Origin of the sequence: Amycolatopsis sp. WAC 01375 (assembly GCF_003947325.1) — a bacterium.
Taxonomy (GTDB): Bacteria; Actinomycetota; Actinomycetes; order Mycobacteriales; family Pseudonocardiaceae; genus Amycolatopsis.
The window spans coordinates 155517-167390 of sequence record NZ_QHHW01000008.1; the positions used below are offsets into that span (position 1 = coordinate 155517).

13 protein-coding genes are annotated in these 11874 nt (G+C 69.7%); 8 read left to right on the plus strand and 5 right to left on the minus strand.

Features of this window, described 5'->3' with window-relative positions; translation table 11 throughout:
* The first annotated feature begins 127 nt into the window (after window positions 1–127).
* A complete protein-coding gene (gene dnaB, locus DL991_RS01225) occupies window positions 128–1537 on the plus strand; it encodes a replicative DNA helicase (RefSeq protein WP_125780090.1) in 1410 nt (469 codons plus the stop codon).
* Between the two features lie 10 nt (window positions 1538–1547).
* Here dnaB and DL991_RS01230 read toward each other — a convergent pair whose 3' ends face one another.
* Window positions 1548–2435 (minus strand): LysR family transcriptional regulator, encoded by an 888-nt coding sequence (locus DL991_RS01230; protein WP_125780039.1) that lies wholly within the window; start codon window positions 2433–2435, stop codon window positions 1548–1550.
* A 71-nt stretch (window positions 2436–2506) separates the two neighbouring features.
* Between DL991_RS01230 and DL991_RS01235 the strand changes: the two genes are divergently transcribed.
* Window positions 2507–2896, plus strand: coding sequence for a RidA family protein (locus tag DL991_RS01235; RefSeq protein WP_125780041.1), 390 nt, complete (start codon window positions 2507–2509; stop codon window positions 2894–2896).
* A gap of 3 nt (window positions 2897–2899) precedes the next feature.
* On the opposite strand, the gene DL991_RS01240 is transcribed toward DL991_RS01235, so the two are convergent.
* Complete coding sequence (locus tag DL991_RS01240; protein WP_125780092.1) at window positions 2900–4030, minus strand: NAD(P)/FAD-dependent oxidoreductase; 1131 nt, start codon at window positions 4028–4030, stop codon at window positions 2900–2902.
* Window positions 4031–4105: 75 nt separating this feature from the next.
* Between DL991_RS01240 and DL991_RS01245 the strand changes: the two genes are divergently transcribed.
* Together DL991_RS01245 and DL991_RS01250 are read left to right on the plus strand one after the other, a co-directional pair.
* Complete coding sequence (locus DL991_RS01245) at window positions 4106–4786, plus strand: TetR/AcrR family transcriptional regulator (protein WP_125780043.1); 681 nt, start codon at window positions 4106–4108, stop codon at window positions 4784–4786.
* A gap of 63 nt (window positions 4787–4849) precedes the next feature.
* The gene (locus DL991_RS01250) at window positions 4850–6028 is read left to right on the plus strand and encodes a serine hydrolase (protein WP_125780045.1); all 1179 of its coding nucleotides are present in this window, start codon (window positions 4850–4852) and stop codon (window positions 6026–6028) included.
* Between the two features lie 9 nt (window positions 6029–6037).
* Here DL991_RS01250 and DL991_RS01255 read toward each other — a convergent pair whose 3' ends face one another.
* On the minus strand, window positions 6038–6991 hold the full coding sequence (locus tag DL991_RS01255) for a YafY family protein (protein WP_125780048.1): 954 nt from the start codon (window positions 6989–6991) through the stop codon (window positions 6038–6040).
* A gap of 84 nt (window positions 6992–7075) precedes the next feature.
* Here DL991_RS01255 and DL991_RS01260 point away from each other — a divergent pair, with 84 nt between their 5' ends.
* Window positions 7076–7447, plus strand: a complete 372-nt coding sequence (locus DL991_RS01260) for a VOC family protein (protein ID WP_125780050.1) — start codon at window positions 7076–7078, stop codon at window positions 7445–7447.
* Here the strand turns inward: DL991_RS01260 and DL991_RS01265 are convergent.
* Window positions 7423–7884, minus strand: coding sequence for a MarR family winged helix-turn-helix transcriptional regulator (locus tag DL991_RS01265; RefSeq protein WP_125780052.1), 462 nt, complete (start codon window positions 7882–7884; stop codon window positions 7423–7425). The genes DL991_RS01260 and DL991_RS01265 overlap by 25 nt on opposite strands.
* A 62-nt stretch (window positions 7885–7946) precedes the next feature.
* On the opposite strand from DL991_RS01265, the gene DL991_RS01270 reads away from it, so the two are divergent.
* Together DL991_RS01270 and DL991_RS01275 are read left to right on the plus strand one after the other, a co-directional pair.
* Window positions 7947–8315 (plus strand): MarR family transcriptional regulator, encoded by a 369-nt coding sequence (locus DL991_RS01270; RefSeq protein WP_125780054.1) that lies wholly within the window; start codon window positions 7947–7949, stop codon window positions 8313–8315.
* A gap of 60 nt (window positions 8316–8375) precedes the next feature.
* A complete protein-coding gene (locus DL991_RS01275) occupies window positions 8376–9182 on the plus strand; it encodes a dioxygenase (protein WP_125780056.1) in 807 nt (268 codons plus the stop codon).
* Here the strand turns inward: DL991_RS01275 and DL991_RS01280 are convergent.
* The gene (locus tag DL991_RS01280; RefSeq protein WP_125780058.1) at window positions 9179–10345 is read right to left on the minus strand and encodes an MFS transporter; all 1167 of its coding nucleotides are present in this window, start codon (window positions 10343–10345) and stop codon (window positions 9179–9181) included. The genes DL991_RS01275 and DL991_RS01280 overlap by 4 nt on opposite strands.
* 91 nt (window positions 10346–10436) lie before the next feature.
* Between DL991_RS01280 and DL991_RS01285 the strand changes: the two genes are divergently transcribed.
* Complete coding sequence (locus DL991_RS01285; RefSeq protein ID WP_199746192.1) at window positions 10437–11630, plus strand: ROK family transcriptional regulator; 1194 nt, start codon at window positions 10437–10439, stop codon at window positions 11628–11630.
* The last annotated feature ends 244 nt before the right edge of the window (window positions 11631–11874 follow it).

The following is an 11874-nucleotide window of genomic DNA, read 5'->3' on the forward strand; positions in this document are numbered from 1 at the left end:
GCAGGGGAAGAGCGCAGGGGAGCACCGGGAGCCGAGGGAGGGCGGCCGGTGGACACGGGCGGACCGACCGGGGAAATTCTGGCATAATCGAACGCGTGTTCGATGTCTTGAGGAGGTGGCAGCAGCGGTGGCGCTGACCGACGACCGCAATCCGATGTACGCGGAGTCCGACCCGGGTCCCGGCGACCCCGGTCCGCGTGGCGGCGAATACGACCGCCAGCCTCCGCAGGACATCGCGGCCGAGCAGTCCGTGCTCGGCGGCATGCTGTTGTCGAAGGACGCCGTCGCCGACGTCATCGAAGCCCTCGGGCCCGACGACTTCTACCGGCCCGCACACCAGGCCATCTACGACGTCGTCCTCGACCTCTACGGACGCGGCGAACCCGCCGACCCGATCACCGTCTCCGCCGAACTGGAACGCCGCGGCGAACTGGGCCGCGTCGGCGGCGCCCCGTACCTGCACACCCTGATCGCGACGGTGCCCACGGCGGCGAACGCCGGGTACTACGCCGAAATCGTCTCCGAGAAGGCGGTGCTGCGGCGACTGGTCGAGGCGGGCACGCGGATCGTGCAGTACGGCTACGGCGCGGCCGCGGCCGACGGCGCGAACATCGACGAGGTCGTCGACCGCGCGCAGGCCGCGATCTACGACGTCACCGAGCGGCGCACCAGCGAGGACTACGTCGCGCTGGAAGAACTGCTCCAGCCGACCATGGACGAAATCGACGCGATCGCTTCCCGCGGCGGGCAGTCGCAGGGCATCCCGACCGGGTTCGCCGACTTCGACGATCTGACCAACGGCCTGCACCCCGGCCAGATGATCATCGTCGCCGCGCGTCCCGGTGTAGGGAAGTCGACCCTGGGATTGGATTTCGCGCGTTCGGCGTCCATCAAACACGGCCTGACCAGCGTGATCTTCTCGCTGGAAATGAGCAGGACCGAGATCGTCATGCGCATGCTCTCGGCCGAGGCTCGGATCCGGCTGGCGGATATGCGCGGTGGCAAGATGTCCGACGACGACTGGACGCGCCTCGCGCGCCGGATGAGCGAGGTCTCCGAGGCGCCGCTGTTCGTCGACGACTCGCCGAACATGACGATGATGGAGATCCGCGCGAAGGCCCGGCGGCTCAAGCAGCGCAACGATCTCAAACTCGTCGTCCTCGACTACCTCCAGCTGATGACCTCGGGCAAACGCGTCGAATCGCGGCAGCAGGAGGTCTCGGAGTTCTCGCGGCAGATGAAGCTGCTGGCCAAGGAGATCGAGGTCCCGGTGATCGCGATCAGCCAGCTGAACCGTGGTCCCGAGCAGCGGACCGACAAACGCCCGATGCTGTCCGACCTCCGTGAGTCCGGCTCACTGGAGCAGGACGCCGACCTCGTCATCCTGGTGAACCGCCCCGACGCCTGGGAGCGGGACGACCCGCGTGCCGGCGAGGCGGACCTGATCATCGCGAAGCACCGTGCCGGGCCGACGGCGACCATCACCGTCGCGCACCAGCTGCACTACAGCCGCTTCGTGGACCTTTCGCACGACTAGGGCGTGTCTCCTACGCGAGCGTCGCGAGGAAGCGGGCGACCAGGGGATTCTGGTCGTCGACCCGCCAGGCGACGGCGACTCGCGTGCGCGCGGTGGCGGGCGTGATCGTGCGGAAGGCGACCTCTTCGAGGCGGATGCGCCGGATGCTTTCCGGGGCCAGTGAAACGCCGAGTCCGGCACCGACCAGTGCGCAGACGGTCTGCCATTCCACCGCTCGTTGAGCCACCTGGGGTGTGAAGCCCGCCTCGCCGCACAGGTCGATGATCCGGTCGTGCAGCCCCGGACCGACAACGCGGGGCAGGAGCACGAAGGGCAAGCCCGCCAGCTGCTCGACCCGGATCGTCCGATGTGCCGCGAGCGGATGGGCCGACGGCAGGACGGCCACGAAGGGCTCGGTCAACACGGTCTTGAACCCGAGCTCCGCCTCGTCCGCGGGTGGTTCCCGCAGCAGGCCGATGTCGATATTCCTTTCGTGCAGGGCGGCGATCTGGGGCGCCGTGGTCATCTCGTGGATGTCCAGGTGCACGTCGGAAAACCGGTCACGAAAAGTCCGCAGCAGACCGGGAAGGACGGTCAGGGCGAGGGAGGCCGCGAAGCCGATCCGCAGACTTCCGGCGAGACCGCCGCCCACGGCCCGAGCCGCGGCCAGGCCGTCCGCGAGGCCGGCGAGGGCGTGCCGGGCGGCGGGCAGCAGTTCCCGGCCTGCCGGGGTGAGGGCGACGCGTCCGGGGGCGCGGTCGAAGAGCGCGTGGCCGACCTTCTCCTCCAGACGGCGGATCTGCTGGCTCAGCGGCGGTTGCGCGATGCCGAGGCGCGTGGCCGCGTGACCGAAGTGGAGCTCCTCGGCGAGCACGACGAAGGCGTGCAGCTGGGCGAGGGGAAGCTCGGGGCGATCCATATTTCCAGAGATATCAGATGATGCTCAAAGCTGTATTAGACGTATCGTTGTCGGCCACTTAGGTTCGGCGTATGACAGCAAGACGCGCGATCCTCAGCGGCTCGACGTTCGAGGAACAGATCGGGTACGCGCGGGCCGTGGTCGACGGCGACTGGGTGCACGTGTCCGGGACGACGGGGTTCGACTACCGCGCCATGACGATCTCCGACGACGTCGTGGCGCAGGCCGAGCAATGCCTGCGCAACATCGAGGCCGCGCTGGACGAGGCTGAATGCAGCTTCGCCGATGTGGTGCGAGTGCGCTACCTGCTGCCGGACCGGGAGGATTTCGAGCCATGCTGGCCGGTTCTGCGCCGAGCGTTCGGTGCGGTCCGGCCCGCCGCCACGATGCTCGTGTGCGGCCTCGCCGACCCCCGGATGAAGATCGAGATCGAGGTGTACGCGCGACGGGCCACCGCGTGAGTTTCAGTCCGGCTGGAAGAACGCGAGCATCTTCCGCGCGCCGTCCGGCGCCGTCATGAGTTCGTGGACCCGTGCGGACATCCTGGCGGCGGCGCTCGTGCGCTCGAACATCTCGCGTTCGTACTCCTTGACGGCGGTCGGGAAGTCGCCGGGGTGCACGGCCAGCGCGAGGCCGAGCAGGGCGCCGTCCAGCAGGGCCATGTTGGCGCCTTCCCCCACCGCGGGCATCAGGTGCGCGGCATCGCCCAGCAGCGTGACACCGGGATTCGCCTGCCAGGTCAGGCCTACCGGGAGAGCGGCGATGGGCCGGGGCACGACCGTGTCGTCGCAGGCCGCGATGAGCGCGGTGAAACGGGCGTCCCAGCCGTCGAGTTCCTCGATCAGCCTTGTCCGGGCGGCGGCCGGGTCGTCGAAGGGGATCCCGCTCGTGGCGAGCCAGTCCTCGGCGGTGTTGTAGAAGCTCAGGCCGACACGGACGCGGCCGTCACCGTTGCGCTGCGCGGCCAGGGATTTCCCGTCGCCGAGCGCCCAATAGGTGCCACGTCCGACCATCTCCGCGAGATCGGGATGTGTGCGATCGATGTCGGAAACGCAGAGCTCGACGAGGTTGTGGCCGAGATGCACCGGGCTGGCGTCGGTGAGCAGCGCGCGGACCCGGGAGTTCGCCCCGTCGGCGCCGACCAGCAGGTCGTACGCCGCACTGCTCCCATCGACGCTGCGTCCATCAACAAAGTGCAGGACGCCGTCGGCGGCGGAAGCGAACGCGTGCCCCCAGCGCACGGTGTCTTCGGGCAGCGAGCTCAACAGCAGGTCGCGCAGATCGGCTCGGTCGACCTCGGGCCGCGCGAACGGCGCGTCTTCGGGCGTGTCCTCCTGCAACAGCAAGGTGCCGTCGGGCTCCAGAAGCTTCATGTCCTGGCCCTCGCCGCGGGCGATCGCGTGGAACCCGTCGATCAGCCCGGCTTCGCGCAACGCCCGCTGACCGGTGTCGGCGTGGATGTCGAGCATGCCGCCCTGGCCGCGTGCGTCGCGCGACGGTTCGCGTTCGTAGACGACGGCGTCGATGCCGTTGACGTGCAGAACGCGAGCGAGCGCCAACCCGCCGAGGCCTGCTCCGACGATGGCGATGGTCATGGTCATGTCGTCCTCCTTCGATACACCGTATTGATCGATACACTGTATCGAACGATGCGTTGTATTGTCAGCGGCATGGTGGTGTGGGAGCGGCCGGAGCCGCCGGATCGGCCCGCCCTGGCCCCGCTGAGCCGCGAGCGGATCGTGCGGGCGGCGATCGAACTCGCCGACGCGGACGGCCTGGACGCGGTGTCGCTGCGCAAGATCGCCACCGCGCTCGACGTCGGCCCGATGCGGCTGTACGGCTACATCGCGAGCAAGGAGGAGCTGCTCGACCTGATGGTCGACGCCGCCCACGCCGGGATCCGGCCCACCGGAACCGGCTGGCGGGAAGCGCTGCGGTCGTTCGCCGAAGCCATGCGGCACACCGTTCACGAGCACGAATGGCTCGCCGACCTCCTCGGTGGCCGCCCTCAGCTCGGGCCGAACGCGCTGGCAGGCGGGGAGGCCGTGATGGCCGAGCTCGGCGAGCTCGGCGTGGACGCCGTGATGCCGGTGGTCTCCGCGGTCAACGCGTACACGATCGGCGCGGTGCGCCGGGAGATCGCCGAGTGGCGCGCGGAACGCGCCACCGGGATGGACGAGAAGCGCTGGCAGGCCGAGCTCGGGCCCTACCTGCGGCGAACTCTCGCGACCGGCGAGCTCCCCGCGCTGGCCACGGTCGTGCGCGACGCCGTCCACCTGGACGCCGACGAGACCTTTCGGATCGGCCTCGATTTCCTGCTCGACGGCATCGAAGCCCGCCTCTCAAGCTGATCGAGACTCCCGTGTCAGCGCCGTGACCGTCCCGTGTCAGCGCGGCCCGCGAACGTGGTCACCATGAACAAGACATCGAAGACCTTCCGCCGCATCGGCCTCACCGCGCTGGCGGCCGCACTGCTGACGGGCGTGGCCGTGCCGACGGCTTCCGCCGGGCAGGACCGGCCGGAGCTGCGGCAAGCCGTCCAGGAATTCGTCGACGCCGGGTTCGGCGGGATGCAGCTGCGCGTCCGCGACGAGCGAGGCGAATGGACCGGCAGCGCCGGGGTGCGTGAGCTGGGCGGAACCGCGAAACCGCCGACCAACGGTCACTTCCGCGTCGGCAGCACGTCGAAGAACTTCACCGCGACCCTGGTGCTGCAGCTCGTGGCCGAGGGCAGGATCGGGCTCGACACCCCGGTCGCCGGTCTCCTTCCCGGGCTCGGGCTGGACTCGCGGATCACCGTGCGGATGCTGTTGCAGCACACCAGCGGGCTGTTCAACCACACCGGCCAGGTCAACCCGGACGGGACGGTCACGCCGGGAATCCCGTGGGCGGGCCAGGAGTGGGTGGACAAGCGATTCCACACCTACCAGCCGGAGGACCTGGTCCGGCTGGCGGTGTCCAAGCCCGCGGTCTTCGAGCCGGGGGCGGGCTGGAGCTATTCCAACACCAACTACGTGGTGGCCAGGCTGCTGGTCGAAAAGCTCACCGGACGCGCCTTCGCCGAGGAGCTGGACCGGCGGATCCTGCGGCCGCTCAAGCTGCGCGACACCTTGTCGCCGGGAGCGTGGGCCGGGATGCCCAAGCCGTACGCCCACGCCTACTACCGCTACGAAGACGCCGGCCAGTGGAAGACGATCGACGTCACGCACCAGAACCCGTCCTGGATCTCCAGCGCCGGCGACATGATCTCGACGACCAAGGATCTCCAGACGTACTTTTCCGCGCTGCAGAGCGGAAAGCTCCTCCCGGCCTGGCTGATGGCCGAGATGCGCAAGACGCACCCCGGCAGCGAAAGCCTCTACGGCTTCTACGGTCTCGGACAGTTCACGCAGGACTTGGGGCCGGGCTGCGCCGGACCCATCCTGAACCACAACGGCGGCCTCAACGGCTACGCGGCACTGATGTACAGCACGCCCGACGGCAGCAAGACCCTGACCGCGTCGGTCACCGCGGGCGACTCCGAGACCGACCCGCTGCCTTCGTTCCCGGCAGCGCTGAACAAGCTGCTCAAGACGGCGTTCTGCGGCAAGTGAGCGTCCTGGTCAGCGCGCCCGCTCCGTCAGCCGCGCCGCAAGCGCGCTGACCAGGTCGCGGAGTTCGGCCGGCCGTTCGATGACGAACGGCCGGTCGAGCGCGGCGAGCAGCGGTGGGATCCAGTCGAGCCGCTGTGCCCGGATCCGGGTGCGCACCCAGTCGCCGTCGGGCTCGAGGGTGGCCACGGACGGCGGGAAGACGACGCGGATCTGGTCGGGTGTCGCCTGGATCCGCACGGAAACGTCGTGCCGGTGCGGTGTCTCGGCCAGCGCGGTCAGCACTCGCTCGGCCGGGTCGAAGCCGTCGGGCGCCTCGAACGTCCCGGCCCGCGCCTCGGCCGACTTGATCCGGTCGACGCGGAAGGTACGCACCTCGCCGCTGGCCGAGTCGAACCCGGTCAGGTACCACCGCCCGGAGTGCGCCACCACGCCGTACGGATGGACGACACGTTCGCTGGCTCCGCCGTGCCCGGCGAGGTACGCGAGTCCGACCGGATGCCGATCCCGTGCCGCCTCCGCGACGGTGAGCAGCACTTCGGCCTCGGCCGAGAGGGCTTTCCGGGCGGGTGAGGTGAAGTCGGCGGTCTCCAGCAGCGCGTCCAGCCGCCGGCCCAGTGCTTCGGGAAGGACACGGCGGACCTTCGCGGCCGCGCTCTCGACGGCCGCGACCGAAGTGGTGATCAACCCGGCCCGCCGTCCCGCGACCAGGCCGAGCAGGACCGCCAGCGCCTCTTCGTCGGTCAGCATCAGCGGCGGCATGCGGTAGCCGGGTGCCAACCGGTAGCCGCCGTACCGGCCGCGCACCGAACGGACCGGGATGTCCAGGTCGACGAGGTGTTCGGCGTAGCGGCGGACGGTGCGTTCGTCCACGTCGAGCCGTCCGGCGAGCTCGGCGACCGTATGCGTCCCGCCGCTCTGGAGGATCTCGAGCAACGCGAGCACGCGGGCGATGGGCCTGGTCACAGCCGGAGAATACCGGGCGGATCCTGTCCGGTATCGCTCCTAGCGTGGCCGGTGTTCCGCTTTCCGGTACCGAAAGGATCCATCGTGCAGTTCGTATCCGTCCGCGTGATCACCCACGACGTCGCCCGCCTCGCCGGGTTCTACGAGAAGGCGACCGGCATCGAAGCGCGGTGGCGCTCCGAGCAGTTCGCCGAACTCGTCGGCCCGTCGTGCACCTTGGCGATCGGCAGCGCCGAGACGATGACCTTGTTCGGCGCGGGCGCCGCGGTGCCGGAGTCGAACCGGACCGCGATCCTCGAGTTCCGGGTCGAGGACGTCGACCGGGAGTACGACCGGCTGGCGGACCTGGCCGAGATCGTGCAGAAGCCGACCACGATGCCGTGGGGGAACCGGTCGATGCTGTTCCGCGACCCCGACGGCAACCTGGTCAACTACTTCGCGCCGAGCGCGCCGTAGTTCCGGACGAACGCGGTCAGCAGCCGGGCGAACTCGCGGCGGTCTTCGTCCGGCCAGTCCGCCATCGCCTCGGCGAACACCGAGCGGCGGAATTCGTGCATGCGCGTCACTTCGGCGCGGCCTGCCTCGGTGAGCACGAGGACGGCGCGGCGGCCGTCGCGCTGATCGGCTTCACGCCGGAGAAAACCGTCCTCGACCGCGCGCGCGACCAGACGGCTCGCGCGCGGCTGGTCGATGGCCAGCGCCGCGGCAAGGCTGGTGACGGTGCCGGGTTCACCACTCTCTTCGGCCGCTTCGACGGCGTCGAGGAGTCCTTGTATCGCCTGGTCCGGCATCGTTTCGGCGCGGTCGCGCGCGAGTTTCGACAGCGATCGCCTCGCCTGGCTCCGCCGGATGGCGATCATCGCGCGTTCCACTTCGGCCACGGCGTCCGTCATTGCCCGTCCTCACCAAATGCATGTACTTTTACATGTAGTTGCCGTCTACATGAGGAGTATCCATGAAGCCCATCGGATTCTGGTTCGCCCACCTTCACCAGGCACTCGAATCTTCCTTGGAACAGGTCCTCGCCGCCGAAGCGCTGACCCGTCGCCACTGGCAGGTTCTGAACACGATCGACAGCGGAGCCTCTGTCGACGAGGCACTGTCACCGTTCGGAGAACTGCGGAAAACCGTCGCCGACCTGCGCGCTCGCGGTTTGATCGACGCCGAAGACGCCTTGACCGAAGCCGGCAGGGAGACACATCTCCGGCTGAAGGCCAAGGTCGGCGAGTTCCGCTCACGCGCGACCGAAGGCATCGGCGACGACGACTACCGGACGGCGGTCGGCGTGCTCGAACGCATGGCGGCGAACCTCGCGCGGGAATAAGGCGGAACCCGGCGGCGTCGTCTATCCTGGTAGTTGAAAGTTCAAACACTTGGAGCTGACATGACGCCGGTGCTCTACCTCAGCCACGGCGCGCCGCCGCTCGCCGACGACGCCACCTGGACCAGCCAGCTCGCCGGCTGGTCCACGGACCTCGAAAAACCGAAGGCGATCCTCGTCGTCTCCGCGCACTGGGAAGAGGCACCGCTGACCCTCGGCGCCACCACCACGGTGCCACTGGTCTACGACTTCTGGGGCTTCCCGGATCGCTACTACCAGGTGAAATACGCCGCTCCCGGCGCTCCGGAGCTGGCGGACAAGGTGCGCAAACTCCTGCGCTCGTCCCAGACGCCGGTCCACGACGCCCCCGACCGCGGCCTCGACCACGGCGCGTACGTCCCGCTTGTGGAGATGTATCCGGACGCCGACATCCCCGTGCTCCAGGTGTCCATGCCGTCGCTGGACCCGCGCGAACTGTTCGACCTCGGCCGGAAGCTCGCGCCGCTGCGCGACGAAGGCGTGCTGATCATCGGCAGCGGCTTCTTCACCCACAACCTGAGCGCGATGAGCCAGACCGACGGCACCGACGGGGCGCCGCCGTCGTGGTCGAGCGAATTCGACCACTGGGGTGCGGAAACGCTGCGCGAGGGCGACCTCGACGCGTTGCTGGACTTCCAGCACAAGGCCCCCGCCGCGGCCATCGCGCACCCCAGGATCGAACACTTCGCGCCCCTGTTCGTCTCGCTCGGCGCGAGCTCTTCAGGAAATGGCGAGGCCCCGCCGATGAGTCCTCGGCGGGAATACGTACCTCGGACTGTCATCGACGGCTACTGGCACGGCCTCGCCAAGCGTTCCCTCCAGTTCGATTAGCGGGACCGGAGCACTCCGGCGCCCGCCACCAGGCCGAGCGCCAGCAGCGTGACCACCCCGAACGACACGGTCAGCGAGGTCAGGTCGGCGATCCCGCCGATCAGCGACGGCGCGACGAGACCCGACGAGTAGGTGATGGTCGCGACGCCGGCGATCGACTGACTCGGCGTCGGCCCGCTGCGTCCGGCCGCCGCGAAGGCGAGCGGAACGACGACGGAGACGCCGAGCCCGATCAACGCGAAGCCGCCCATCGCCATCACCGGATGGGCGGCGAAGACGACCAGCAGACCGCCCGCCGTCGCGAAGACACCGCCCGCGCGGACGGTCTTGACCGAGCCGAAGCGCCGCACCAGCGCGTCGCCCGAGAGGCGGGCAACCGCCATCGTGCAGGTGAACGCGGTGGTCGACGCGGCCGCGATCCCCGGCGAGGTGCCGAGGACGTCACGCAGGTAGACGGCGGACCAGTCGAGGCTCGCGCCCTCGGCGAAAACGGCGCAGAACGCGACGGCACCGATGATCACGGCCGACTTCGGCGGCAGCGCGAACCTCGGCGGCGGATGCTCGTCGGGTGCGCTGCGGACGTCGAACACGCCCTGGCAGATGAGGGCACCGGCGACGGTGAGCACGGCGGACACGATCGCGAAGTGGATCCGTGCGTCCAGCGCCGTGTGTGCGGCGAGCGTGCCCGCCGCGGAACCGACGAGCGCACCTGTGGTCCACATGCCGTGCAGTCCCGACATGACCGACTTGCCCATCTTCTCCTCGACGTCGACGCCGAGGGCGTTCATCAGCACGTCCGAGGTGCCCGCCGCGGTGCCCATGACGAACAGTGCGAGGCACAGGGTGAAGAGGTTTCCCGCCAGGGACGGCAGGATCAGCGCCAGCGTCCAGTAGGCGAGAAGCAACCGGAGCCCCAGCCTGCCGCCGAGCCGGTGTCCGATCCGCGCGGCGAGCGGCATGGTGAGCGAGGCACCGATGGCGGGGAAGGCGAGTGCGAGCCCGAGCTGGCCCGCGCTGATCCCCGCGTGTTCCTGGATCCACGGGATCCGGGTGGCGAAACTGCCGGTCACCGCGCCGTGCACGGCGAAGACGGCGGCGATGGCGATCCGCGCCTGCCGCACCCGCCGCGTCGGCCCGCCGACGGTTTCCACTGTGTTGGTCACTGGGCCCCCAAGGTCCGTGAAACGACTCGACGGGCGTCAGCGTAAACTATCAGGAAGGGAACCTGATAATTAATTCTGGGAGGATCTGCCGGTGAGTGTCATCCGGATGCCGTCCGCCTCCCCGACCACCGCGCGTGCCATCAACGACCGCCTCGCGCTCGACCTGCTCCAACGCGAGGGCTCGCTGACGGCCGCCCAGCTCAAGACGTTGACCGGGCTTTCCCGGCCGACGGTGGCCGACCTCGTCGAACGCCTGCGGGACGCGGGGCTGATCGAGATCGTCGGCGAGGCGGGCGCGGAACGCCGCGGCCCGAACGCGAAGCTGTACGGCATCGTCGCCGAACGCGCGTACCTCGCCGGACTCGACGTCCGCACCCACGGCATGGCCGTTTCGGTCGCGGACCTCCTTGGCCGGACCCGCGCGGAAGCCTCGCTGCCGTTCGAACTGGACATCGACACCGACGTGGCCGTGGAGCGCGCGATCGCCCTGCTGGCGGCCACCACCGCCGAAGCGGGTGCGACGGCGCTGCACACGATCGCCGTCGGCGCTCCCGGCCTGGTCGACCCGGCGACCGGCGGTCTGCGGCCCGCCGGGGGTTTGCCCGCGTGGCACGGGAAACTCGTCGACGAACTCCGGCGACGGCTGGGTGTCCCGGTGCTGCTGGAGAACGAGGTCAACCTCGCGGCCGCCGCCGAGCAACGGCTCGGCGCCGCCCGCGATCGGGACACGTTCGTCCTGCTGTGGCTGGGTTTCGGCGTCGGCGCGGCCGTCGTCCTCGACGGTTCGCTGCGGCGGGGCGCGTCGGGCGGCGCGGGGGAGATCGGGTTCCTGCCGATGCTGGGCCCGGGACGGCTCCCGACGGCGACCGACTGCGACGGCGGCTTCCACACCCTCGCGGGCAGCGGCGCGATCTGCGAACTCGCCCGCGAACACGGCATCCCGGCTTCGTCGGCCGACAACGCCGAAGCGGCCGCAGCGGCTGTCGGTTACGCGATCGACGCCGAGTCCGAAGAGTTTCTGGAGATCGCCGCGGAGCGGATCGCGATCGGCGCCGCCGCGGTCACGGCGGTACTGGACCCGGGTTGTCTCGTGCTGGGCGGGGAGATCGGCCGTGCCGGTGGCGATGCGTTCGCCACACGGGTGAGCCGTCGGCTCGCGGAGATCTCACCGCTGCGGACCGAGGTGCGGGCGGGGACCGTCGGCGGGAGCGGCGTACTGGAAGGCGCGGTGCTCACCGCGATGGGCGCCGCCCAGGACGCGCTGTTCACCCCGGGTTCCGAGTGAGCCGCGGCGAGGCGTCGGCACAGGTGGCCGTGAGTGGGCAGGAGGCCTTCGTGCCGTGTCTCTGGATCACTTCCGGCACGGTTTCGCGTGGGGGTCGTGAGTGGCAATGACGGTTAGAACCCGAAGGGTGTCTTAGGTACCCACGTGGTTCAGGCTGCGGTTGATGCCAGGCCCCGGTCCGTGAAGTCGCCGGTCGGCGGGGATGTCGTGAAGGGCCCCTTTGAGACGGTGAAGGTCTCAAAGG

Excerpts from the sequence above, each read along its gene's own strand:
- DL991_RS01270 (WP_125780054.1), top strand. The coding sequence starts at position 7,947 with ATGAAGCCCATCGGATTCTGGTTCGCCCACCTTCACCAGGCACTCGAA.
- DL991_RS01245 (WP_125780043.1), top strand. The coding sequence starts at position 4,106 with ATGGTGGTGTGGGAGCGGCCGGAGCCGCCGGATCGGCCCGCCCTGGCC.
- DL991_RS01250 (WP_125780045.1), top strand. The coding sequence starts at position 4,850 with ATGAACAAGACATCGAAGACCTTCCGCCGCATCGGCCTCACCGCGCTG.
- DL991_RS01230 (WP_125780039.1), bottom strand. The coding sequence starts at position 2,435 with ATGGATCGCCCCGAGCTTCCCCTCGCCCAGCTGCACGCCTTCGTCGTG.
- DL991_RS01265 (WP_125780052.1), bottom strand. The coding sequence starts at position 7,884 with ATGACGGACGCCGTGGCCGAAGTGGAACGCGCGATGATCGCCATCCGG.
- DL991_RS01240 (WP_125780092.1), bottom strand. The coding sequence starts at position 4,030 with ATGACCATCGCCATCGTCGGAGCAGGCCTCGGCGGGTTGGCGCTCGCT.
- DL991_RS01275 (WP_125780056.1), top strand. The coding sequence starts at position 8,376 with ATGACGCCGGTGCTCTACCTCAGCCACGGCGCGCCGCCGCTCGCCGAC.
- DL991_RS01235 (WP_125780041.1), top strand. The coding sequence starts at position 2,507 with ATGACAGCAAGACGCGCGATCCTCAGCGGCTCGACGTTCGAGGAACAG.